Here is a 23,233-nt window from a genome sequence, read left to right as displayed (position 1 = left end):
ACCCGCTGGCTAGGCTTCGGGGGTGGCCAGCGATCTTGATCGGTTCATCGGTCCCGGGCTGTCCGATGACGGCCTGGGGATCATGCACGTCGACATGGACGCGTTCTTCGCGTCCGTGGAGATCGCGCGCGACCCCTCGCTGCGCGGCAAGCCCGTGATCGTCGCCGGGCTCGGACCCCGCGGGGTCGTCGCCGCCGCCTCGTACGAGGCCCGCGAGTACGGCGTGCACTCGGCCCTGCCGACCGCGGTCGCCCGCCGCCGCTGCCCCCACGGCGTCTACATCACCCCCACCACCTCGTACGGCGAGGTCTCGCGCGCGGTCATGGCGATCTTCCGCGAGTTCACACCGCACGTCCAGCCGATCTCGGTCGACGAGGCGTTCCTCGACGTCGCAGGCGCGCGCCGCCTCATCGGCTCGCCCGTCGAGATCGCCCGCGCGATCCGCGAGCGCGTCCGCGCCGACCACGGCATCACCTGCACCGTGGGCATCGCCTCCACGAAATTCCTCTCCAAGCTCGCGAGCGAGGCCTCCAAGCCCGACGGCCTCGGCGTCGTGCCCGCCGCGACCGAGCTCGAGTTCCTGCACCGCCTGCCGATCCGCTCCGTGTGGGGCATCGGCGAGAAGACCGCCGAGAAACTCACCCGGCTGGGCATGCGCACGGTCGGCGACCTGGCGCGCCTCGACGTCGACAGCCTCGCCTCCTCGGTCGGCACCGCCAGCGCCGAGCACCTGTACGCGCTGTCGCGGAACATCGACCCGCGGCCGGTGCGGCCCGAGCGGGTCGAGAAGTCGATCAGCAACGAGACGACGTTCGACCGCGACGCCCCGGACGGCGCCGTGTGGGGCCCGGTGCTGCTGGAGCTCTCGCGCAAGGTCGCGTCGCGGGCCCGCAAGGCCGGCTGGGCGGGGCGCGGGGTGACGGTGAAGATCCGCTTCGGGGACTTCCGCACGATCACGCGCTCGAGGATGCTGGCCGCGCCCACCGATGTGGGCCGTGAGATCTACGACGCCGCAAGGGAACTGGCGGACGCGGCCGCGACGGCGCCGGTGCGGCTCATCGGGGTGAAGCTCGATCACCTGGTCGAGGCGGCCGCGGTGGGCCGGCAGTTGGCGCTCGGCGAGCCCGAGCACGGGTGGCGGGACATCGAGACGGTCATCGACCTGGCGAGCGCGAAATTCGGGAAGGGAGCGGTCCGGTCGGCAGGTCGGCTGGCGCGCCGTGACTCGCGTGTAGACACCCCGGAATCGGGGAACCCGGGTCGATGAGCGCCGGGTCTCGGCGAAGCTCGCGAGCGGTGAATGGGCATTGCGCCGAGGCGCCCCCGTCAGCTCGCGCATCCAGGCCAGAACGGACTGATTCAAGCACGAACTGCCTTCCGCCTCGGGCGAAAGCCTCGTAGACTTGGATGCAAGCAGTGGAGTCGCCGTGGCGGCGGCTCCGTCGAGCACTAGCGCAGGAGGAGTGTCGTGCCGCTCTCCGACCACGAACAACGTCTGTTCGAGCAAATCGAGCAGTCCTTGTCCGAAGACCCGCAGTTCGCCTCTGCTGTGCGCGCCCACGATCCGGCGCACGTGACCCGGCGCAGGCTCATTCTGGCCGGCATCGTCACCGTTCTCGGGATCGGCGTCGTCATCGGCTCCGTGATCGCAGGGGGCGACGTCGCCGTGTTCGGCGCCCCGATCGGTGCGGTGCTCATGTTCGGCGGTCTGATCTTGGGTCTCTGGGCGCAGCGCCGCGGCACGAATGTGAAGCTGAAGGCGGTCGACGGCAAGGCCAGCCGCCCCGTAGGCGGCTCGAAGTCCCCCAAACCCGGTGGTTTCACCTCCCGCATGGAGGAGCGGTGGCGCCGCCGCCGCGACAACGGCGACATCTTCTAAATCGACTTCGCGCGCTGCGGCACGACCGGCAGCGCGAAAAAACCGGCCCGGCGGGGGAGTTCCCCCGCCGGGCCGGTTCATGTTCAGCGGCGTTGCAGCGCCTGGGTGTGCCGGCGAGCGCGGCGGCGCGGTCTAGCGGCCGCGCAGCATGGCGCGGCGCGCGCCCTTGCCGGCGTTGGCGCTGGTCGGGATCGGGCCCTTCGGGATCGCCATGCCGATGCCGAGCGCGTCGAGGCGCTTGGCGATGTGATTGGCGTCCTTGGAGTCGATGTTCTTGGGCAGCTTCATGAGGCGCTTGCGGACCTCGGTGACCGAGAAGTCGTCGCCGCCGGTCTCGCCGACGAGGAAGGTGTAGATCGGGGTCGAACCGACCACGCGCGAGATGCGCTTCTTCTCCTGGCCGAGGAGCTTGCGGACCTTCGGGCCGCCCTCGCCGAGGAGGACCACGCCGGCCTTGCCGACCGCGCGGTGCACCATCTGCGTCTCGGACAGGGCCGCCACGCCGGGGGTGACCTGCCAGCCGCGGATGCCGTCGATGAGCGCGTACGCCGCGCCCGGCTTGCCCACGGCCTCCTTGTTCACCACTTTGCTGGTGCGCATGTTGAGCACGATCAAACCGGCCAGGAGCGCCACGAACAGGGCGCTGACGTACCAGAGCAGGGAGAACTTCGCGAAGATCACCAGCGCGGTGATGATCACGAAGGGCAGCAGGATCGCGGCGGCCTCCAGCGGCACGAACAACTTGTCGCGCTGGTGCGTGAACTTGATCGCCATCCCGATGGTCTTCAGGCGCGACCCGAACGTCTCTTTTTCCTGCTGCTTTGCCATGTCGTCAATTCTAATGGGCGGTCGGGGACGCTCAGGACCGGGCTGAACTGCGGCTTTCGGACTACACCGGGGTGGCGGCGGCTCGTGCTTCGATCGCCTGCTGGTACAGGCGTCCGGCCCGGTAGGAGGAGCGGACCAGCGGGCCGCTCATGACGCCGGCGAAGCCGATCTCCTCGGCCTCGGCGGTGAGCTCCACGAACTCCTCGGGCTTGACCCAGCGGTCCACCGGGTGGTGGCGCTTGGTCGGGCGCAGGTACTGGGTGATGGTGATGAGCTCGCAGCCGGCGGCGTGCAGGTCCTTGAGAGCCTGGGAGACCTCTTCGCGGGTCTCGCCCATGCCGAGGATGAGGTTCGACTTGGTGACCAGGCCGTCTTCGCGGGCCTTGGTGATGACCTCGAGGGACCGCTCGTAGCGGAACGCGGGCCGGATGCGCTTGAAGATGCGCGGCACGGTCTCGACGTTGTGCGCGAGCACCTGGGGGCGGGAGGAGAAGACCTCGGCGAGCTGCTCGGGGACCGCGTTGAAGTCGGGGATGAGGAGCTCGACGCCGCAGCCGGGGACGGCCGCGTGGATCTGGCGGACGGTCTCGGCGTAGAGCCAGGCGCCGCCGTCGTCGAGGTCGTCGCGGGCGACGCCGGTGATCGTGGCGTACTTCAGGCCCATGGTCTGCACCGACTCGGCGACCCGGCGGGGCTCGTCGCGGTCGAGCGCGTCGGGCTTGCCGGTGTCGATCTGGCAGAAGTCGCACCGTCGCGTGCACTGGGAGCCGCCGATGAGGAACGTCGCCTCCCGGTCCTCCCAGCATTCGTAGATGTTGGGACAACCGGCTTCTTGGCAGACCGTGTGCAGGCCTTCGCTCTTGACGAGGCTCCGCAGTTCGGTGTATTCCGGGCCGGTCTTGGCCTTGACCTTGATCCAGGAGGGTTTCTTCTCGATCGGGGTCTGGGCGTTGCGCACTTCGAGGCGCAGCATCCGGCGTCCTTCAGGCTGTACGGAAGTCACCGGCCCAGCCTACGCCGCGCAGGCGTCGGTCGGCAGGTGTCGCTGGGCACAGCGGCGGCTTCGATGAAACGTAGGATGACGCTCCCGCTGCTCTAATGGGGGCGGAGTCGAGTAGAGGAGCAACTGTGGAACTCATTCACCAGGGCAAGGTCCGCGACGTCTACGCCGACGGCGACGACCTGGTCCTCGTCGCCTCCGACCGCGTGAGCGTCTACGACGTGGTCCTGCCGACTCCGATCCCGGGCAAGGGCGCGCTCCTGACCGCGCTGAGCCTGTGGTGGTTCGAGCAGCTCGAGGACATCGTCCCCAACCATGTGATCTCCGCCGAGGACGTGCCCGCCGAGTTCGCCGGGCGCGCGCTGCGCGTCAAGCGCCTGGAGATCCTCAAGGTCGAGGCGGTCGTGCGCGGCTACCTCACCGGCTCCGGCCTCGCCGAGTACGACAAGAGCGGCACCGTGTGCGGCAACCAACTGCCCGTGGGCCTCGTGGACGGCTCGCGCCTGCCCGAGCCGATCTACACGCCGACGACCAAGGCCGACATCGGCGACCACGACCTGCCCATGACCTACGAGGAGACCGCGGCGAAGCTCGGCCCCGACCTCGCCGCGCGCATCCGCGACCTGACCTTCGCGATCTACCGCCGCGGCGCCGAGATCGCCCTGGCCAAGGGCATCATCATCGCGGACACGAAGTTCGAGTTCGGGCTCGACGCCGACGGCACGCTGCGCCTCGCCGACGAGGTGCTCACCTCCGACTCCTCCCGCTTCTGGGAGGCCGCGGCCTGGAAGCCCGGCCAGACGCAGCCGTCCTTCGACAAGCAGTACGTGCGCGACTGGGCCCGGTCCACCGGCTGGAAGCCCGACGACGCCGAGGCCCCCGAGATCCCGCAGGACGTCGCCGACGCGACCCTCGCCCGCTACGTCGAGGCGTACGAGCTGCTCACCGGGCGCCGCTGGCAGTAGGGGCTCAGCGGCTCGCGGACACCCGCGGCACCCACACGCGCACCGCCCAGCCGCCTTCGGGCGTCGGTCCCGCATCGAGGCGTCCGCCGAGCAGTTCGGCGCGCTGCCGCAGCCCCAGCAGCCCGTGCCGCGATCCCGGCAGCTCCAGCACCGGCCGCGCCCCGGGCGCGTTCACGACGCTCACCTCCGCGCCGTCACCGGAGTTCACCACCGACACCGCCACCGCCGCCCCCGGGGCGTGCTTGCGGGCGTTCGTGAGCGCTTCCTGAACGGTCCGGTAGACCGCGCGCTGCCCGGCCGGGTCGAGGCCGGCGATCCGCTCGACGTGCAGCTCCACCTCGATCCCGGAGCCCGCGACGAGCGCGCCCAGCTCCTCGAGGGTCGGCTGCGGGGTCAGCTCCGTCGCCCGGCTCCCCGAGACCCGCAGCACCTGCACCATGTGCCGCAGCTCCTCCAGGGTCGTGACGCTGAGGCGCCGGATCGTCGAGGCGATCCGGCGCCCCTCCTCGTCCGCGGACAGCACCTGCAACGCCCCGGCCTGCACCGCGATCAGGCTGACCTGGTGGGAGACCACGTCGTGCATCTCCCGGGCCAGCTGGGCCCGCTCGGCCGCCAGCGCCTGCTGGGTGAGCAGCAGCTGCTCGTGCTCGCGCGCCTCCTGGATCTCGGCGAGCCGGTCGGCCATGGACTGCCGGGCCCGCTGGCTGTAGCCGAGGATCGCGGGCACCGCCGCCATCGCCGTGTAGTACAGGGCCGAGCGCAGATACGACTCGTACGGGGTGAGGAACCCGGGCAGCGCCTTCAGGGCCGCCGTGAACGGCGTGGTCCGCGCCGGACCGAAGAGCAGGTCGAAGACCTGGCTGCCCTGGAGGACGAAGCAGCACGCGAGCATCGCCGTCGCGGTGAGCGGCAGCCAGGGGCGGCGGGACTGGCGGGAGATCGTGTACAGCGCGATCATCGACGCGACCTTCTCGAACACGAGGAACGCCGCCGGCAGCGTCACCAGGAACACCGCGAACGGCCACCGCCTGCGCACCACCAGGGCCAGGACCCCGACGCACGCGAGCGTCGCGACCGGCTGGTTGGAGAGGTTGATGACGAACGCCAGGTGGGCGATCGCGACGCCCAAGATGGCCGTGTCCCACGCCCACTGGGGGAGGCGCTCGGGCAGGCCGAGCCTCGTCACCGGTCGGTGTCCTTGAGCAGGCCGGCGTCGTGGGCCGTCAGCGCCGCCTGCACCCGGTTGGCGACCTGCAGTTTCGTGAGGATCGAGCTGACGTGGTCCTTGACGGTGCCCAGGCCCAGGAACAGCTCTGCGGAGATCTCGCCGTTCGACTTCCCCTCGGCGAGGAGCAGCAGGATCTCGCGCTCCCGTTCGGTGAGCCGCTCGATCCGCGGGTTCGGCTTCGACCCGGCCGACCGGTCCAGGTACCCGGCGACGACGGCGCGCGTGACCTTCGCCGAGAGCACCGCGCCCTCGGTCGCCAGTGCCCGCACCTGGTAGGCCAGGTGCTCGGGCTCGGTGTCCTTGAGGAGGAAGCCCGCCGCGCCGAGCCGCAGCGCCTCGTACACGTACTCGTCGGTGTCGAAGGTGGTCAGCGCGGCGGTGACCGGCGGATGCGACAGCTCCCGCAGCCGTTTGAGGATCGTGAGGCCGTCCATGTCCGGCATCCGGATGTCGAGGAGCATGACATCCGGCCGCAGCGCCAGCACCTGGTCCAGGGCGTCGGCCCCTGACACGGCGCCGACGACCTCGATGTCTGCTGCGGCGCTGAGGATGTGGGTGAACCCCGATCGGATCAGCGCTTCGTCGTCGACGATCAGCACTCGGATCACGTGCGCCTCCCGGTGGCCTATTCGTTATGTGAGTCCTCATCATCCACAAGGCCGGCAACCCGTCGAAGGTCGGGTGCGATCCCCTCCACATGGCGGAGAGACGCGCCCGACCTGCGGCGGGTGCATTGCAGACCTTCGGCTGCATCCGGACGAGTCCATCGGACGGTTTCGCGGAGGGACCTTCACCGGGGCGGTTCCGGCACTTCGCCGGAGGCGGACGCCCCCGCGGCGGACGAGGCTGGAAGTCCACCCGACCCCCCGAACTGGAGGCACCATGTGCGGCTTCGCAGTCCGCGCCGGAGTGCGCACCGATCCCGAAGGCGACCGGTTCGCCGCGGCCCTGGCGAGCCTGGGCCACCGCGGCCCCGACGAGACCGCCGTCCTCGCCGCGGGCGACCAGGTCCTCATGGGCTTCAAACGGCTCGCGGTGATCGACGTCGAAGGCTCCCACCAGCCGATGCGCCGCGGAGACGGCGCCGATCCCGACCGCTACGCGATCGTCTTCAACGGCGAGGTCTACAACTTCCTCGAACTGCGCGACGAACTCGTGCGCGTCCACGGCGAGGTGTTCACCACCCGCGGCGACACCGAGGTCCTGCTCGCCGGCTACCGGCACTGGGGACCCGATCTCGTCCACCGCCTCCGCGGCATGTTCGCGTTCGTGATCCACGACCGCGTCGCGGACCTGCTCTTCGCCGCCCGCGACCCCTTCGGGATCAAACCCCTCTACTGGACGCAGTGGGACGGCGCCACCTGGCTCGCCAGCGAGAAGAAGGCCCTCCCCGGTCTCTCCCACCCCGACCTGGTCGACCCCGACCAGGTCGCCCACTACGCGACCTTCCAGTACGCGCCCGAGCCCGCCACCCTCCACCGGCACGTCCACCGCCTCGAAGCCGGGCACTTCGCGATGTTCCGGCCCGGCGCCGCGCCGCGCCCGCAGCGGTACTTCCAGCCGATGTTCCGGCCGAAGCCCGTGGCCGACGCCGACCGCCTCCACACCGAGATCCTTGCGGCCCTGCGTGATTCGGTGCGGATCCACATGCGCTCGGACGTGCCGGTCGGTGCGCTCCTGTCCAGCGGCATCGACTCGACCGCCGTCGTCGCCCTGGCCCGCGAGGTCAACCCCGGGCTCCTGACGTTCACCGCGCAGTTCACCGACCCGGGCCTGTACGACGAGCTGCCGGTCGCCGCCGCCTCCGCCGCGGCCCTCGGGGTGCGCTCGATCCCCGCGCCCGTCTCGGTCGAGGACGTCATCGCCGAACTGCCGAAGATCGTGTGGCACCTGGACGACCCTGTCGCCGACCCGGCCCTGGTCCCGCTCTACTTCGTGGCGAAGCAGGCCGCCGAGCACGTCACCGTCGCGCTCGGCGGCGAAGGCGCCGACGAGCTCTTCGGCGGCTACACGATCTACCGCGAACCGCATTCGCTCAAACGCCTCGAAGCCCTGCCCGACCCCGCGAAGGGCCTGCTGCGCAAGGCCTCTGCGGCCCTCCCCGAAGGCGTCAAAGGCAAGAGCTTCCTCGAGCGCGGCACCGCCGAACTGCGCGAGCGGTTCGTCGGCAACGCGAAGATCTTCACCGGCGACGACAAACGGCGGCTCCTGCGCCGCGAGGGCCCGCCGCACCGCGCCGTCACCGACCCGGTCTGGGACGAGTCGGCGCACCTCGACCCGACCACGCGCATGCAGCACCTGGACCTGCGCACCTGGATGAAGGGCGACATCCTCGTCAAGGCGGACCGGATGTCCATGGCGCACAGCCTGGAGCTGCGGGTGCCGTTCCTCGACCGCGTCGTGTGGGAGGCCGCCTCGCGGATCCCCGTCGAGCACCGGCTGCAGGGCCGCCAGACCAAGACCGCGCTGCGCCGGGCCGTCGGGAGCCTCGTGCCGCCCGCCATCGTCGAGCGGCCGAAGCTCGGCTTCCCGACCCCGCACCGGCAGTGGCTGGCCGGGCCCATGTTCGAGTGGGCCGACCACGTGATGGCCGCGAGCGGCTGCGGGCACCTGCTCAACCTCGACTACGCGCGCGGCCTGCTGCGCGCGCACCGCGCCGGGGAGGCCGACAACGCCCGCAAGGTCTGGGCGGTCATGGTCTTCTGCCTCTGGTACGCCCAGCTCGACCGGCCGCCGCTCGGCTGGGACCGGGTCCGCGCGCCGCGCCGGTCCGCGACCGGCGCCCCGGGCCTCGCGCCGGCCGTGTGATGCCGAAGTGCGGGCCGCCCTCGCGGACGGCCCGCACCGCCACCATCATCTTCAGGACTCGAACAGCCCCTGGCCGACGAAGCCGCCCTCGGGCGCGCCCGGCGGGAGCACGAAGACGCCGCTGCCTTCGGCGGTGATGAACTCGCTCAACCGGTCCGAGGCCGCCATCTTCTCCTGCGCGTCGATGAACGCCTGCGGATCGGCCTGGAACGACACGAACAGCAGCCCCGCGTCGTACGGGTGCTCGGCGTGCATGTGCCCGTCGAGGTGCCCGTCCTCGGCGGCGTCGGAGCTCACGTCCCCCTGCGTCAGGAACCCGTAGTCGTAGTTGTATCCGCGGCGCACCATCGGCGCGTCGTGGACGACCGCGACGTGCGAGTCGGCGGGAACCGCGGGCAGCCCCGAACGGTCGAGCGCCGTGAAGTCCGGGTGGTCGAACTCGCCGCCGCCGCTCAACGGCACCCCTGAGTCGCGGTCGCGCCCGAAGGTGAGGTTCTGGTCCTCCGCGGTGAGCATCGACCAGTCCGGCAGCCGCATCCGGATCTTGCGGAACACCAGGTAAGTGCCGCCCTCGAACCACGACGGCTCCGAGTCGACCGCCCACACGCGCGCGTCGAAGACCTCGGACCCGACCTTCGGGTTCGCGCTGCCGTCCTTGAACCCCATGAGGTTCCGCGGCGTCCCGCCCCCGGCCGGCGGCGACGAGAACCCCTGCTGCACCCAGCCGAGGGTCCCGTAGCCGACCGCCCGCTTGCGCAGCTCCAGGAACGCGTTGCTCACCACCTGCCGGTCGTCGGCGCAGATCTGCAGCAGCAGGTCGCCGCCCGACCAGGCCGGGTTCAGCTTGTCGCCGTCGAACTCGGGCAGCTCGGCCAGCTTCGAGGGCCGCACGGCCTCCAGTCCGGTCTTGGCGAACACGCCCGGGCCGATCCCGAACGTGACCGTGAGCCGCGCGGGGTCCAGGCCCGCCGCGACCGCCTCGGCGTCGAACTGGTCGTCACCGTCGATCCGCGCCTTCGGCGGCGCCTCACCGGCGGCCAGCGCCGCCGCGACCGCCGACCAGTCCTCCAGGAGCGCCCGCAGATTCGCCGCGACCATCGCGGTGTCGAACGCTTCGCCGGTCAACGCCTTGTCGGACAAGGTGAACGATGCGAACAGCGCATGCCGCTGCGCAGGCGTCTCGATGCCGCCCTGCCGGTCGCCGAAGAACGGCTCCACGCCCGGCTCCTCGGCCGCGGCCCCGCCGCCGCCGTCCTGAGAGGAGGCGACCGCCATGGCGACGCCCGCGCCCACCGCCGCCGAAAGCGTCGCCCCCGCCAGCGCCGCACGCCGCGAGACCTGCACCTCGCCGTCCCCGTTCACCTTGGGCGGCTTGCGGAACCGCTGGTACAGCCCGAGCAGGACGTCGACGACGACGAACACCGCCAGCGAGATCCCCAGCAGCGGGAAGAACCAGCCCACCCCGGCCGCGACCGCCGCGATCACGGCGACCGTCCACCACGGCAGCCCGCGCAGACCCCCGCGCGGATACGGGCGCCCGACGAGCCTGTCCTTGGGGCGGCGCTGCCACCACATCCGGTAGCCCCAGACGATCATGAGCACGAGCGCGAGCATCGCAGCGGCGAGGATCAGCTGGTTCGCCAGGCCGAACAGCAGGCCCATGTGCGCGGCGATGAGCACGTTCGTCGCCTGCGCCATGACCGGCCAGTCCGCGAACCGCAGCTCCTCGGTCACCTCGGGGGCGCCGGAGCCGGTGTCGACGATGAACTGGTCCTGCCCCAGCGGGATCGACCGCTGCTGCTCGTTGACCAGGTACTGGCTGCTGGAACCGCTCGGCAGCGTGATCTGCAGCGGGTCGCTCGCACCGGCGTCGAGCGCGGCCCGGTACACCGCGTCGAGCAGGGCCACCGCGAACGGCGAGGCGCCGGCGGCACCCGAGTGGTCGTGCGCCGCATGGTCGCCGCCGCTCGCTCCCGAATCCGCCTCCAGCGCCGGAGTGGTCCAGCTCAACGCCGCCCGCAGCTCGGTGACGTGCTCGCCCGCATACCGCGACCAGGTCACGCCGGTGACCGACAGGAACACGAGGACCGCGACCAGCCACAGCCCGACCGGGCCGTGCCACGCGAGCGTCCGCGACCGGCCCGAGCCGCTCGGCTTCGGCCGCCAGAAGCCGCCCGCCCGGCGCGGCTTGCGACCCGAAGACGGACTCGAGTCGCGCGGCCCGCGGGCCGCGCCCGAACGGCGCTTGCGGGCGATCCAGAGCACCAGCCCGCCGAGCGCGACGACCCACAGCCAGCTGGCCGCGAGTTCACTGTAGAGGCGCCCCGGCTCACCGAGGTGCAGGCTCCGGTGCAGCGTCGAGACCCACTCGCGCATCGGCCCGGCCTGCGAGGACCCGTACGAGGTCGAATCGCCGAGCACCGCACCGGTGTAAGGGTTGACGTAGACCACGGCGGACGCACCGGATTCGCGGACCACCCCGTCATCGACGACGACGACCGTGGCGGCGTCCTCCTCGGCGGCGGGCCGCACCGCCGTCACGGCCCAGTCCGGATGCGCCGCCGTGACGGCGTCGACCTGGTCGACGAGGCTCAGGTGCTCCCCGCCGGGCTCGACGGTCCGCAGATCCCGGTAGAGCACGTCCTCCACGGCGTAGGACAAGGCGTAGGTCAGGCCGGTCACCGCAGCGACCAGCAGGAACGGGGCGATGAGCAGCCCGGCGTAGAAATGGAGCCGCAGCAGCAGCCGCCTCAGGGCAGCCGAAATATCGGGTCGGTCTGGCATGATGTTCGCTTTCTGAGCAGCCCGGGGACACGTGGGGGTTCCGGGCAGGAGTCAGCGCCGAAAGACGCTGGGGGACAAAAGGACTCAGGAGAAAGCGAACCGCGGTGGACCGCGGTGGGAGATCTGCGTGCACACCGCCGGCACCGGGCGCGGCGTCTGCGTCCGCAGCACGAACCGGCGCGGCCGGATGACCACGAGCAGGCCCGCGCCGAACACCCGGATCACCCGCGCCAGGAACAATGTCAGCGCGTCGAGCAGCCTCGCGAACGCGGCCTCGCCGCGCGCCAGCCACGACGCCTGCGCCAGCGCCGCCGCGACGTGCACCAGCCACATGCTCAGGCCCGCGCCGTGCGCGTGGCCCGTGGCGGCGACCGCACCGAGCTCGAAGAACTCGTGCAGGCCGTACTGCGCTGCGAGGCACAGGGGCGCGAGGACGAGAAAGCCGCGCTGGCGTCCGCCGATGCCGTAGGCGGCGGCGAAGAGCAGGGCGACGGCGGCGGCGAACTGGAGCGGTCCGGGCGCGTGCCCGCCGCTCCACAGGTGCAGCAGGAGTGAGGCGGACGCCGAGACGGCGGCGAACACGGCGGCCCGCAGCAGTCGGAACGGAGTCTGTCTCACTTGCACTGGCGTATTGTGGCACGGCGCCGGGTACGCGAGCACCCCCGCGTCAGGCATCCGACACGGGGGTGTCCGGTGGTCTAGGCCCGCTTGGGGCCGTAGGTGAGGCGCCGCAGCAGGACCTCGAAGGGGCCGCGCTTGCCGGCCTTGTCGAGTGCGACCGCGACGGCCACGGTGACCAGCCAGGTGCCGAACGCGACGCCGAACGCCGTCAGGTAGCCGATGTCCTCACCGAGGCCGAAGCCCCACACGAGGAGCAGCGGCGCCATGATGATCGACTGCAGCAGATAGCAGGTGAGCGACCGCTCCCCGACGGCGGCGAGCGCCCCGGGAATGCCCCGGCGGCCGTAGCCGCGCAGCTTGTGGGCGAGGAGCGCGAAACCGCAGATGTAGCCGAGCCCGGCGTACATGCCGCCCAGCAGGGTCACGTAGTACGCGGCGATGAAGAGCCCGCTCGAGGGCTCCCAGGCGCCGAGCGCGGTGAGCGCCACGGGAAGCGAGCTGAGGACGTTCACGATCATGCCGGTGATGAAGACGGTCTTGAGCTGCGGCAGATGCTCCGCGGGGTGGTCGATCCAGCCCGAGCGCTGGAGCACCATGCCGGCGGCGATGAGCGGGATGAACATGGCCAGCAGGACGCTAACGACGTTGAGGGTGAGCGATATGGTCGCGCCCGTGATCATCTGCCCGACGTACGGCGGGACGCCGTCGAAGGCCAGCGGGTTGCCGCCTTCGCCGCTGCTGCTGCCGGCGCCGAAGAGGAAGCCGAGGATCGGGAGTCCGATGACGACGAGGTAGATCGAGGACCCGACGAGCCACTGCTTGAGCGCCCTGTCGGAGAGGTGGACGAAGAACAGGGCGATCAGGCCGGCAGCGCCGTACGGGGCGAGGATGTCGCCGAAGAACAGGAACATGGCGTGCAGGAGCCCGAAGACGATGAGCCACCAGGAGCGGCGGCGCAGGATCTTGCGCACGCCCTTGGCATCCATGCCGCGCGCGAACATGCGCGAGGCCATGATGGCGATGCCGAAGCCGTAGAGGATCGCGAACATCGGCCGGGAGCGCTCGGCGATCACGAGCTGCTCGATGAACAGCGCGAAGTGGTCGGCGCCCGACTGCCCGGTGTAGTGCCCGTACTTGTCGGAGGCCATGCCCCACATGTGGTTCGGGACGTTGGCGAGGGCGATGAACAGCAGCATCCCGCCGCGGGCGATGTCGGGCGCGAGGGAGCGCTCGGCCTTGGTGATCGAGCCGGCCGGTCCCGGTGGACTGGCGGTGGCGAGCGGGGTGGCGGTCACGACGGTCTCCTTTTGCGCAGGTGATGGGTGTTTTCGCGGGTTTCCGCTCTCGGTGCGGGGCATCGCGCGTTCCTCACGCTAACGCCGTTTCCGGGCGCGGGCCGCCGTCCGCGGTACCTGTTCCGTCCTCCCGGGGCACTATCGCCTCCCGGCGGTGTCATACCGGGGGAGGACGGCCGGGACCCGGCCCGTGCCCGGACACGGCACCGCCCCCGCACCGAACGGTGCGGGGGCGGTGCCGATGGTCAGGACTTCTTGGGGCCGTAGGTGAGCCGCCGCAGCAGGACCTCGAACGGGCCGCGCTTGCCGGCCTTGTCGAGCGCGACCGCGACGGCCACGGTGACCAGCCAGGTGCCGAACGCGACGCCGAACGCCCCGAGGTACCCCAGGTCCTCGCCGAGGCCGAAGCCCCACGCGGTGAGCAGCGGGGCCATGATGAACGACTGCAGCAGATAGGAGGTCAGCGACCGCTCGCCGACCGCCGCCAGCGCTCCGGGGACGCCCCGGCGGCCGAACCCGCGCAGCTTGTGGGCGAGGAGCGCGAACCCGCAGATGTAGCCGATGCCTGCGTAGAGGCCGCCCAGGAGCGTCAGGTAGACCGACCCGACCCACAGCGCCTTCGAGGGCTCCCAGGCGCCGAGTCCGATGAGCGCCACGGGAAGCGAGCTGAGGACGTTCACGACCATGCCGGTGATGAAGACCTTCTTCAGCTGCGGCAGGTGCGCTTGGGGCTGCTCGATCCAGCCGGAGCGGTGGAGCATCATGCCCGCGATGATCAGCGGGAAGAACGAGCCGGTGACCATGATGCCGAGGACGCCGGTGGGCGAGGCGATCGCGCCGAACAGCATCTGGTTGACGTACGGCGGCAGGTCGAACGACGGCGGTCTGCCGTTGCTGGTCAGGAAGTACGCCATGATCGCGTTGCCGATGAGGACGACGTATGCGACGGAGCCCCAGAGCCACTGCTTGAGCGCCTTGTCGGAGAGGTGCACGAAGAACAGGGCGATCAGGCCCATCGCGCCGTACGGGGCGAGGATGTCGCCGTAGAACAGGAAGACCGAGTGGAGGAGGCCGAAGGCCAGGAGCCACCAGGAGCGGCGGCGCAGGATCTTGCGGACGCCCTTGGCGTCCATGCCGCGCGCGAACATGCGCGAGGCCATGATGGCGATGCCGAAGCCGTAGAGGACTGCGAACATCGGCCGGGAGCGCTCGGCGATGAGGAGCTGCTCGATGAAGTAGGCGATGTGGTCGGCGGCCGACTGCCCGGTGTTGTGGTTGTACTTGTCGAGGCTCATGCCCCACAGGTGGACCGGGACGTTCGCGAGGGCGATGAACAGGAGCATGAAGCCGCGTGCGATATCGGGTGCGAGTGAGCGCTCGGCCTTGGTGATCGGTGTGGGCGGGCCGGGGGGCCCGGCGGTGGCGAGGGGGGCTGCTGTGGACACGGCGAGCTCCTTTGTGGTCGTGACGGGCTTGCGGTGGTCTCCTGCTCCCAGTCTAGGGAACTCGCGTGCACCCCACGGGTACGCAGACCCTGCTTCCCGCGGTAGTGCTGGCCCCCATGGAAAAGCTACCGCAAGCGGTACCGAGCCGCCTTATGCCGAGGAATCATCGTGTTAGCGGCGATGTCGTACCCCAGGAGTATTTTTGATCCAGGGGTCCCTCTTGTGTCCGTTTTGTACTAGACGCTCCAAGGCGCTCCCGAACACTCCCAAAGCCACGAAGACGCCGAAGGGCCCCGCCGCATCTGCGGCGGGGCCCTTCGATGTTCTTGTGTCGCTTAGGGCTTCGTGAACAAGAGCGCGGCGTTGTGGCCGCCGAATCCGAAGGCCGTGTTGAGCGCGGCGTTCAGCTCCACCTTGCGGGCCTCGTTCGCCGCGACGTCCAGGTCCAGGCCCGGGTCGGGGTTCTCGAGGTTGATCGTCGGGGGGATGACCCCTTCGACGATCGCCAGGATCGCCGCGATCGACTCCACCGCGCCCGCGCCGCCGAGCAGGTGCCCGGTCATCGACTTGGTCGCGGTCAGCACCACGTGGTCGCCCACGACGCGCTTGATGCCCTTGATCTCCGCCATGTCGCCGACCGGAGTGGAGGTCGCGTGGGCGTTGACGTGGCCGATCTCCTTCGGGTCGATGCCGGCCTGCTTGATCGCCGCCGCCATCGCCCGGCCCCCGCCCCGGCACTCCGGGTCGGGCTGGACGATGTCGAACCCGTCGGAGGTCAGGCCGGAGCCCGCCACGACGGCGTAGATCCTCGCCCCGCGCGCCTCGGCGTGGTCGCGGCGCTCCAGGATCAGCGCGCCGGAGCCTTCGCCCATGACGAACCCGTCGCGGTCGCGGTCCCAGGGCCGGGAGGCGTGCTGCGGGTCGTCGTTGCGGGTCGACATGGCCTTCATCGAGGAGAAGCCCGCCATCGGCAGGCCGCCGATGACCGCCTCCGCGCCGCCGGCCACGACCACGTCGGCTCGGCCGAGGCGGATCATGTCGGCGCCCGCGGAGATCGCCTCGGCTGAGGTCGCGCACGCACTGGTGGGGGCGTGCACGCCGGCCTGGGCGCCGAATTCCAGGCCGACCACGGCGGCGGGGCCGTTGGGCATGAGCATGGGCACGGTGAACGGAGAGACCTTGCGGGGGCCGCTCTGCTCCAGGATGTCGTCCTGCGCGAGCAGGGTCAGCGCCCCGCCGATGCCGGAACCGAAGACGACGCCCAGGCGTTCCTTGTCGAGGTCGTCGCTCAGCCCCGCGTCGTCCCACGCCTGCTGAGCCGCGACGAGCGCGATCTGCTCGGAGCGGTCGAGTCGGCGCAGCCGGACCCGAGGCAGGACCTCGGAGGGCTCCACTGCCAGCTCGGCGGCGATACGGCAGGGGAGTTCCTGTGCCCATTCGTGCTCGAGCAGGTGGACACCCGACCGTCCGGCCACGAGTGCTTCCCAGGTCGACGCCACATCGCCCCCGAGGGGGGTGGTCGCGCCGAGCCCGGTGACGACTACCTCAGTCACCTTTAGCCCTTTTCGATGTAGGAAACGGCGTCGCCGACGGTCTTGAGGTTGGCGACCTGGTCGTCGGGGATCTTCACACCGAACTTCTCTTCAGCGGCGACGACGACCTCGACCATGGCGAGCGAGTCGACGTCCAGGTCGTCGGTGAAGGACTTCTCGTCGGCGACGTCATCGGGGTTCACGCCCGCGACCTCTTCGAGAATGTCGGACATGCCTTCGCGGATCTCGTCACGAGACAGAGCCATGAGTTATTTCCTCTCGATAATTACGGGCAGCGGATGACTTGCCCGGCGTAGGTGAGTCCGCCGCCGAATCCGAACAGGAGGATCGGGGCGCCGGAGGCCACCTTGCCACTTTGTACCAACTTCGACAGCGCCAGCGGCACCGATGCCGCGGACGTGTTGCCGGAGTAGACGATGTCCTCGGCCACGACGCAGTCGTCGCTGAAGTCGAGGCGCTTGGCGATGCCCTGGATGATCCGCAGGTTCGCCTGGTGCGGCACGAAGGCCGCGAGCTCGTTGACCTTGAGGCCCGCCCGCTCCGCGACCTGCTCGATGAGCGGCGCGAGCTGGGTGGTGGCCCAGCGGAACACGGTCTGGCCGGCCTGCTTGATGTACGGCACGTCCTCCTCGATGCGGATGACGTCGCTCATCGACGGCTCGGAGCCCCACACCACCGGGCTGATGGCCAGCTCCGGGTCGTCGGTGCCCTCGACCACGACCGCGCCCGCGCCGTCGCCGAAGAGGACGCACGAGGAGCGGTCCTCCCAGTCGGTGACCGCGGTCAGCTTCTCGGCGCCGATCACGATGGCGCGCTTGGCGCTGCCGACGCGGATGGCCATGTCGGCCTGCGCCAGCGCGTACTCGAAGCCCGAGCAGGCGGTGTTGATGTCCATCGCCGCCGGCGTGCTGATGCCGAGCGCGTCGGCGACGCGGCAGGCGGTGTTGGGGCAGGTGTCCTTGGCGGAGACCGTCGCGACGAGGACCATGTCGATGTCGCCCGGCTGGAGCCCGGCGTTCTCGAGGGCCTGCCGGGCGGCGTGGATCGCCATGTCGGCGACCTTCTCGTCCTCGGCGGCGATGCGGCGCTCTTTGATGCCGACACGGGAGACGATCCACTCGTCGTTGGTGTCGACCATTTTGGCGAGGTCGTCGTTGGTGAGGATCTTCTCCGGCTGGTAGTGCCCGACGCTGACGACGCGTGATCCGTTGACGCTCACTCGACTCCTTCGATACTCGCGAGTCCGGCGGCGACCGCCAGGTCCTCGGGGGTGTTCACGTTGACACGCTCGACGCCCTTGAGGGCCCGCTTGGCCAGCCCGGTGAGCGTCCCTGCAGGCGGCAGCTCGATGACCGCCGTGACGCCCAGTTCTCCAAGCGTACTCATGCACGCGTCCCACCTGACCGGTGAGGTGACCTGCGCCACGATCTGCTGCAAAGCGGTCTTGCCCGAGGCCACGGCCTTGCCGTCCCGGTTCGACAGGAGCGTCCGGACGGGGTCGGCGGTCTCGATCTCGGCGGCCACGGCTTCCAGGGCCTCCTGCGCGGGGGCCATGTGCGGGGTGTGGAACGCCCCGGCGACCTTCAGCGCGATGACCCGCGCCTTCTCCGGCGGGCTCTGCGTGAGCTTCTCGATGGCGGCGACGGGGCCGGCGGCGACGATCTGACCGGCGCCGTTGCGGTTCGCGGGCCATGCCCCGGCGGCCTCGATCGCGGCGAGGACCTCGTCCTCGACCCCGCCGAGGACGGCGGCCATGGTGGTCGGCTCGATGTTGCAGGCGGCGGCCATCTCGCGGCCGCGCACGGCGGCGAGGCGCACGGCGGCCTCAGGGGTGAGGACGCCGGCGACGGCGAGTGCGGTGAGCTCCCCGACGGAGTGCCCGGCGACGACGAGGTCGGCGGTGGCGAGGTCCCCGGTGAGGAGCCGTTCGGCGGCCAGCAGCCCGGCGGCCACGAGCAGCGGCTGGGTGTTGGCGGTGTCGGTGATCTCGTCCTGCTCGGCGGTCGTGCCGAGGCGGACGAGGTCGAGGTCGATGATCTCCGACCACTCGCGGAGGCGTGCCTCGGCGGAGGGGTCTTCGATCCACGGCGTCAGGAACCCGGGCTTCTGCGAGCCCTGCCCGGGAGCGAGAATGGCAAGCACACTAAGACTTTCGCATCGACAACAGGGAATACGGGAGCAGTCGGAGGACTGAAAGCCCGTTCGGTTCTTGTAGGGAATCTACAACACTCGTTGTCAACTGCGAGAACGCCGGGTGCCCGAGGCGTTCTCCAGGCGTCCTATGGTCAACCCCACACGAAGGACGAACGCCTCATGCGGTTCGGTGGGGGAGAAACCGGTCACCTCCTGGATGCGGCGGAGGCGGTAGCGGACCGTGTTGGGGTGGACGTACAGCTCGCGCGCGGTGCCCTCGAGGACGCCGCCGGAGGAGATGAACGCGTCCATGGTCTCCAGCAGCTCGCCGCCCGCGCGGCGCAGCGTCAGGTAGACGCTCTCGCGCAGGACCCGGCGGGCCTCCTCGTCGCCCGCGATGGCCCGCTCCGGGAGGAGCTGGGTCGCGGTGACGGGCCGCGGCGCGTCCGGCCAGGCCGGTGCCGCCCGGTGCCCGGCCACGGCCGCCAGCGCGGACGTGGAGGCGTCCGCGAGGCCGGTCACGGTGGGGCCCACCACGATCGGACCGTCGCCGAACTGGCCGGTGAGCTTCTCGACGATCTCGACGGGTTCTTTGACGCCGCCGAGGAGGAGCACGAGGCGGGCGCCGTGGACGCCCGCCAGGATGTCGAGTCCGAGCCGCCTGGCGGCGCGCTGGACGGAGTGGAGCACCAGGGTGGCCTCGCCGCCGGGGGTGGCGCCGCAGACGACGGTGATCGTCTGCGTCTCGGACCAGCCCAGGGCCGCGGCGCGGCTGATGAGCTCGTCGGAGTTGTCGCCGCGCAGCAGCGCGTCGACGAGCATCGCCTGGAGGCGCGCGTCCCAGGCGCCGCGGGTCTCGGCGGCCCGGGCGTACACGCGGGCGGAGGCGAAGGCGATCTCGCGGCTGAAGCGCAGCACCGATTCGCGCAGCTGGTCCGTCTCGCCGTCGGCGGCGAGCGCGGGCACCTGCTCCTCGACCACGTCGATGACGACCTGGATGAGGGCGACGGTGTGCTGCAGGCTGATGGCGCGGGCGAGCTCGACGGGGGCGGCCTCGAAGACCATGTCCGAGGTGCCGAGGTCCTCGCCGCCGTTGCGCAGCCACTCCAGGAACTGCCGTACTCCGGCCTGGGCCACGAGGGTGACCATCGAGCGCTGCTCGGCGGGCAGGTCGCGGAACCAGGGCAGGCGTTCGTCCATCCGGGTGAGGGACTGCGTCGTCAGCGCCGATGAGGAGCGTTCGATGTTCTGAATGGTCGTGGCCAGATCCATGCCCTATAGCCTGCCAGACGTGGTGAGCGCCGCGCATGGCCGTCTGTCGGAATAGCGCAGACGCCACTACTGTTGCGCGGAAGAGGACCACAGAAGCCACGACAGAGAGGCGGCCCAATGGCCACGGTTGCACTGACCAAGGACAACTTCGAGGAGACCGTCACCGGCAACGGGATCGTGCTGGTGGACTGGTGGGCCGACTGGTGCGGCCCGTGCAAGATGTTCGCGCCCACCTTCGAGGCGTCGAGCGAGAAGCACCCTGACGTCGTCTTCGGGAAGATCGACACCGAGGACCAGCCGGAGCTCTCGGGCGAGGCCGGGATCCAGTCGATCCCCACGCTCATGGCGTTCCGCGACGGCATCCTCCTCTACAGCCAGCCGGGCGCTCTCCCGCCGGCCGCGCTCGAGGAGATCATCGAGAAGGTCAAGGAGCTCGACATGGACGCCGTGCGCGCCGAGGTCGAGAAGGAAGAGGCCGAGGGCCACGACCACCACGACCACGAGGGCCACCAGCACTAGGCGGGGCACGCGAAAGGGCGGGGCCGCGAGCATTGCGCTCGCGGCCCCGCCCTTTCGGCGTACTAGGAGTCGCCGCCCGCTTCGCCGGCTTCGGCGGCGGTCGGGTCGGTGATCTGGTACTTGGCGGCGGCCTGGGCCGCCAGCTCCGGCTTGACCTCGCCGCGGGCGGCAAGCTGCTGGAGGGCCGCCACGGTGATCGACTCCGCGTCCACGTTGAAGTGGCGGCGCAGGGCCCCGCGGGTGTCGGAGTGGCCGAAGCCGTCCGTGCCCAGCGAGGTGTAGTCGCCCGGCACCCAGCGGCTGATGAGGTCCGGCACGGCCCGCATGTAGTCGCTGACGGCCACGAACGGGCCCTCGGCGGCGGCGAGCTTCTGCGTCACGTACGGGACGCGCTTCTCGGCCTCCGGGTGGCGGAGGTTGTGGCGGTCGGCCTCGATGCCGTCGCGGCTCAGCTCGGTCCAGGAGGTGACCGACCAGACGTCGGCGGCCACGCCCCAGTCCGCGGCGAGCAGCTCGGCGGCCCTGGTGGCCCAGGACATGCCCGAGCCGGAGGTCAGCAGCTGTACTCGGGGGCCGGGGCCCTCCGCGGTCTGGACCTTGTGGATGCCCCTGAGGATGCCCTCGACGTCCACGTCGGCCGGCTCGGCCGGCTGCACGATCGGCTCGTTGTAGACGGTCATGTAGTAGAAGACGTGCTCGCCCTCGCCGTACATGCGGCGCAGGCCGTCCTGGACGATGTGCCCGATCTCGTACCCGTAGGCCGGGTCGTAGGAGACGACCGCCGGGTTGGTGTGCGCCAGGAGCAGCGAGTGGCCGTCCTCGTGCTGCAGGCCCTCGCCGTTGAGCGTGGTGCGGCCGGCGGTGGCGCCGATGAGGAAGCCGTTCGCGAGCTGGTCCGTGGCGGCCCAGATCGCGTCGGCGGTCCGCTGGAACCCGAACATCGAGTAGAAGATGTAGAACGGGATCATCGGCTCGCCGAGCGTGTCGCCCGAGGTGCCCGCGGCGGTGAACGCGGCCATCGAACCGGCCTCGTTGATGCCCACGTGCATGAGCTGGCCCTGCTCGGACTCCTTGTAGGAGAGGAACAGGTCGCGGTCCACCGACAGGTACTGCTGGCCGTGGGTCGACCAGATCTTCGCCGTCGGGAACATCGCGTCCATGCCGAACGTGCGCGCCTCGTCGGGGATGATCGGAACCCAGCGCTTGCCGGTCTCCTTGTCCCGCATGAGGTCCTTGAGCAGGCGGACGAGCGCCATCGTCGTGGCGGCCTTCTGCTTGCCCGAGCCGCGCTTGGCGGACTTGTACGTCTCCTCGCCCGGCAGGTTCAGCGGGATGACCGTGTTGCGGCGCTTGGGGATCGAGCCGCCCAGGGCGGCGCGGCGGGCCTGCAGGTACTCGTCCTCGGCCGAGCCGGCCTCGGGCTTGACGTACGGCGGCAGGTACGGGCTGGCCTCGAGCTGCGCGTCGGTGACGGGCATGTCGAGGGCGTCGCGGAAGCCCTTGAGGTCGTCGAGCGAGAGCTTCTTCATCTGGTGGGTCGCGTTGCGGCCCTCGAAGGTCGAGCCCAGCTTGTAGCCCTTGACGGTGTGCGCGAGGATCACCGTCGGCTGGCCCTCGTGGTCCATGGCGGCCTTGTACGCGGCGTAGATCTTGCGGTCGTCGTGGCCGCCGCGGCGCAGGTTCCAGATGTCGTCGTCCGAGAGCGGCTGCGCGAGCGCCTTCGTGCGGGTGTCGCGGCCGAAGAAGTGCTCGCGGATGAACGCGCCCGACTCGGCCTTGAACGTCTGGAAGTCGCCGTCGGGGGTGGTGTTCATGAGGTTCACCAGCGCGCCGTCGGCGTCGGCGGCGAGCAGCGGGTCCCACTCGCGGCCCCACATGACCTTGATGACGTTCCAGCCCGCGCCGCGGAAGTACGACTCGAGCTCCTGGACGATCTTGCCGTTGCCGCGCACCGGGCCGTCGAGGCGCTGGAGGTTGCAGTTGACGACGAAGGTGAGGTTGTCGAGCTCGGCGCCGGCCGCGAACTGGAGCGCGCCGCGCGATTCGACCTCGTCCATCTCGCCGTCGCCGAGGAAGGCCCAGATCTGCTGCTTCTTGGTGTCCTTGATGCCGCGGTCGTCCATGTAGCGGTTGAACAGCGCCTGGTAGATCGCGTTGATCGGGCCCAGGCCCATCGACACGGTGGGGAACTGCCAGTAGTCGGGCATCAGGCGGGGGTGGGGGTAGGACGGGAGGCCGCCCTGGGGGCGGGAGACCTCCTGGCGGAAGCCGTCGAGGTCGTCCTCGGTCAGCCGGCCTTCCACAAAGGAGCGGGCGTACATGCCGGGGGAGGCGTGGCCCTGGAAGAAGATCTGGTCGCCGCCGCCCTCGTGGTCGCGGCCGCGGAAGAAGTGGTTGTAGCCGACCTCGTACAGGTTCGCCGCGGAGGCGTACGTCGAGATGTGGCCGCCCACGCCGATGCCGGGTCGCTGCGCGCGGTGGACCGTCATCGCCGCGTTCCAGCGCACGTATGAGCGGATGCGGTGCTCGACGGCCTCGTCGCCGGGGTAGTGCGGCTCGGCCTCCACCGGAATGGTGTTCACATAGTCGGTGCTCGTGGACGCCGGTACGCCGATCTGGCGCTTGCGGGCGTGCTCGAGCAGCCGCTGCATGACGTAGCGGGCACGGGTGCGCCCGCCGCCGTCGAGGAGGCCGTCCAGGGATTCCAGCCACTCGCTGGTCTCCCCAGGGTCAGTGTCCGGTACTTGGGTCGGCAATCCGTCACTGATGGGCGGCCGGTTCTGTTCCGTGGTCACGGGCGATCCCTCGTTCTAAGACTGCGGCTTTGCAGGGTTGCTCTTCAGGCAGCAGATGTCATCGTTTTCTACCATCCTCCCTTGAATCTACCGCGAGCATGAGCCACC

The 23,233-nt window shown here is 70.5% G+C and carries 18 protein-coding genes and 1 pseudogene; 5 read left to right on the top strand and 14 right to left on the bottom strand.

What is annotated here, in order from left to right:
• Positions 1–82: 82 nt before the first annotated feature.
• Together dinB and QWI33_RS01660 are read left to right on the top strand one after the other, a co-directional pair.
• Entirely contained in the window at positions 83–1,267 is a 1,185-nt protein-coding gene (dinB, locus tag QWI33_RS01665; protein ID WP_435367553.1) for a DNA polymerase IV, read from the top strand.
• A gap of 201 nt (positions 1,268–1,468) precedes the next feature.
• Positions 1,469–1,879: an SCO2097 family morphological protein gene (locus QWI33_RS01660; RefSeq protein ID WP_289954213.1), complete on the top strand. Its 411-nt coding sequence runs from the start codon at positions 1,469–1,471 to the stop codon at positions 1,877–1,879.
• 132 nt (positions 1,880–2,011) lie between these two features.
• Here the strand turns inward: QWI33_RS01660 and QWI33_RS01655 are convergent, their stop codons facing one another.
• Positions 2,012–2,707: a DUF4191 domain-containing protein gene (locus QWI33_RS01655; protein ID WP_289954211.1), complete on the bottom strand. Its 696-nt coding sequence runs from the start codon at positions 2,705–2,707 to the stop codon at positions 2,012–2,014.
• A 61-nt stretch (positions 2,708–2,768) separates the two neighbouring features.
• A complete protein-coding gene (gene lipA / locus QWI33_RS01650; RefSeq protein WP_373897056.1) occupies positions 2,769–3,680 on the bottom strand; it encodes a lipoyl synthase in 912 nt (303 codons plus the stop codon).
• Positions 3,681–3,835: 155 nt separating this feature from the next.
• Here lipA and QWI33_RS01645 point away from each other — a divergent pair, with 155 nt between their 5' ends.
• Positions 3,836–4,672 (top strand): phosphoribosylaminoimidazolesuccinocarboxamide synthase, encoded by an 837-nt coding sequence (locus QWI33_RS01645; protein WP_289954205.1) that lies wholly within the window; start codon positions 3,836–3,838, stop codon positions 4,670–4,672.
• Positions 4,673–4,676: 4 nt separating this feature from the next.
• Here the strand turns inward: QWI33_RS01645 and QWI33_RS01640 are convergent, their stop codons facing one another.
• Entirely contained in the window at positions 4,677–5,858 is a 1,182-nt protein-coding gene (locus tag QWI33_RS01640) for a sensor histidine kinase (protein WP_289954203.1), read from the bottom strand.
• Positions 5,855–6,508, bottom strand: coding sequence for a response regulator (locus QWI33_RS01635; RefSeq protein WP_289954202.1), 654 nt, complete (start codon positions 6,506–6,508; stop codon positions 5,855–5,857). Before QWI33_RS01635 ends, QWI33_RS01640 begins: the two co-directional genes overlap by 4 nt.
• 274 nt (positions 6,509–6,782) lie before the next feature.
• On the opposite strand from QWI33_RS01635, the gene asnB reads away from it, so the two are divergent.
• Complete coding sequence (asnB, locus tag QWI33_RS01630; protein WP_289954200.1) at positions 6,783–8,708, top strand: asparagine synthase (glutamine-hydrolyzing); 1,926 nt, start codon at positions 6,783–6,785, stop codon at positions 8,706–8,708.
• A 51-nt stretch (positions 8,709–8,759) separates the two neighbouring features.
• On the opposite strand, the gene QWI33_RS01625 is transcribed toward asnB, so the two are convergent.
• The 9 genes and pseudogenes from QWI33_RS01625 to QWI33_RS01585 form a co-directional block, all read right to left on the bottom strand.
• Positions 8,760–11,492: a Dyp-type peroxidase gene (locus QWI33_RS01625; protein WP_289954198.1), complete on the bottom strand. Its 2,733-nt coding sequence runs from the start codon at positions 11,490–11,492 to the stop codon at positions 8,760–8,762.
• Positions 11,493–11,576: 84 nt separating this feature from the next.
• Entirely contained in the window at positions 11,577–12,110 is a 534-nt protein-coding gene (locus QWI33_RS01620; RefSeq protein WP_289954196.1) for a hypothetical protein, read from the bottom strand.
• A gap of 80 nt (positions 12,111–12,190) precedes the next feature.
• On the bottom strand, positions 12,191–13,408 hold the full coding sequence (locus QWI33_RS01615) for a DUF418 domain-containing protein (protein ID WP_289954195.1): 1,218 nt from the start codon (positions 13,406–13,408) through the stop codon (positions 12,191–12,193).
• Between the two features lie 245 nt (positions 13,409–13,653).
• On the bottom strand, positions 13,654–14,853 hold the full coding sequence (locus QWI33_RS01610; RefSeq protein ID WP_289954192.1) for a DUF418 domain-containing protein: 1,200 nt from the start codon (positions 14,851–14,853) through the stop codon (positions 13,654–13,656).
• A 335-nt stretch (positions 14,854–15,188) separates the two neighbouring features.
• Positions 15,189–16,406, bottom strand: coding sequence for a beta-ketoacyl-ACP synthase II (gene fabF, locus QWI33_RS01605; RefSeq protein ID WP_289954190.1), 1,218 nt, complete (start codon positions 16,404–16,406; stop codon positions 15,189–15,191).
• Between the two features lie 2 nt (positions 16,407–16,408).
• On the bottom strand, positions 16,409–16,645 hold the full coding sequence (locus tag QWI33_RS01600; RefSeq protein ID WP_344472581.1) for an acyl carrier protein: 237 nt from the start codon (positions 16,643–16,645) through the stop codon (positions 16,409–16,411).
• A 26-nt stretch (positions 16,646–16,671) separates the two neighbouring features.
• Positions 16,672–17,625, bottom strand: coding sequence for a beta-ketoacyl-ACP synthase III (locus QWI33_RS01595; protein WP_289954189.1), 954 nt, complete (start codon positions 17,623–17,625; stop codon positions 16,672–16,674).
• A 20-nt stretch (positions 17,626–17,645) separates the two neighbouring features.
• Positions 17,646–18,548 (bottom strand): annotated as a pseudogene (locus QWI33_RS01590) (ACP S-malonyltransferase); the annotation flags it as partial.
• A 93-nt stretch (positions 18,549–18,641) separates the two neighbouring features.
• Positions 18,642–19,811, bottom strand: a complete 1,170-nt coding sequence (locus QWI33_RS01585) for a PucR family transcriptional regulator (RefSeq protein ID WP_289954186.1) — start codon at positions 19,809–19,811, stop codon at positions 18,642–18,644.
• 117 nt (positions 19,812–19,928) lie between these two features.
• Here QWI33_RS01585 and trxA point away from each other — a divergent pair, with 117 nt between their 5' ends.
• Positions 19,929–20,330: a thioredoxin gene (trxA, locus tag QWI33_RS01580; RefSeq protein WP_289954185.1), complete on the top strand. Its 402-nt coding sequence runs from the start codon at positions 19,929–19,931 to the stop codon at positions 20,328–20,330.
• 62 nt (positions 20,331–20,392) lie between these two features.
• Here trxA and aceE read toward each other — a convergent pair whose 3' ends face one another.
• Positions 20,393–23,125 (bottom strand): pyruvate dehydrogenase (acetyl-transferring), homodimeric type, encoded by a 2,733-nt coding sequence (gene aceE / locus QWI33_RS01575; RefSeq protein ID WP_289954182.1) that lies wholly within the window; start codon positions 23,123–23,125, stop codon positions 20,393–20,395.
• Between the last annotated feature and the right edge of the window lie 108 nt (positions 23,126–23,233).

Source organism: Glycomyces tritici (genome assembly GCF_030403505.1).
Note: the sequence above shows the minus strand (reverse complement) of the source record. Positions and strands in the feature narration are given on the sequence as shown.

Bases quoted from the DNA above. Each gene is read 5' to 3' on its own strand.
- QWI33_RS01625 (WP_289954198.1), bottom strand. From the start codon at position 11,492: ATGCCAGACCGACCCGATATTTCGGCTGCCCTGAGGCGGCTGCTGCTG.
- QWI33_RS01585 (WP_289954186.1), bottom strand. From the start codon at position 19,811: ATGGATCTGGCCACGACCATTCAGAACATCGAACGCTCCTCATCGGCG.
- lipA (WP_373897056.1), bottom strand. From the start codon at position 3,680: ATGCTGCGCCTCGAAGTGCGCAACGCCCAGACCCCGATCGAGAAGAAA.
- QWI33_RS01655 (WP_289954211.1), bottom strand. From the start codon at position 2,707: ATGGCAAAGCAGCAGGAAAAAGAGACGTTCGGGTCGCGCCTGAAGACC.
- dinB (WP_435367553.1), top strand. From the start codon at position 83: ATGCACGTCGACATGGACGCGTTCTTCGCGTCCGTGGAGATCGCGCGC.
- trxA (WP_289954185.1), top strand. From the start codon at position 19,929: ATGGCCACGGTTGCACTGACCAAGGACAACTTCGAGGAGACCGTCACC.
- asnB (WP_289954200.1), top strand. From the start codon at position 6,783: ATGTGCGGCTTCGCAGTCCGCGCCGGAGTGCGCACCGATCCCGAAGGC.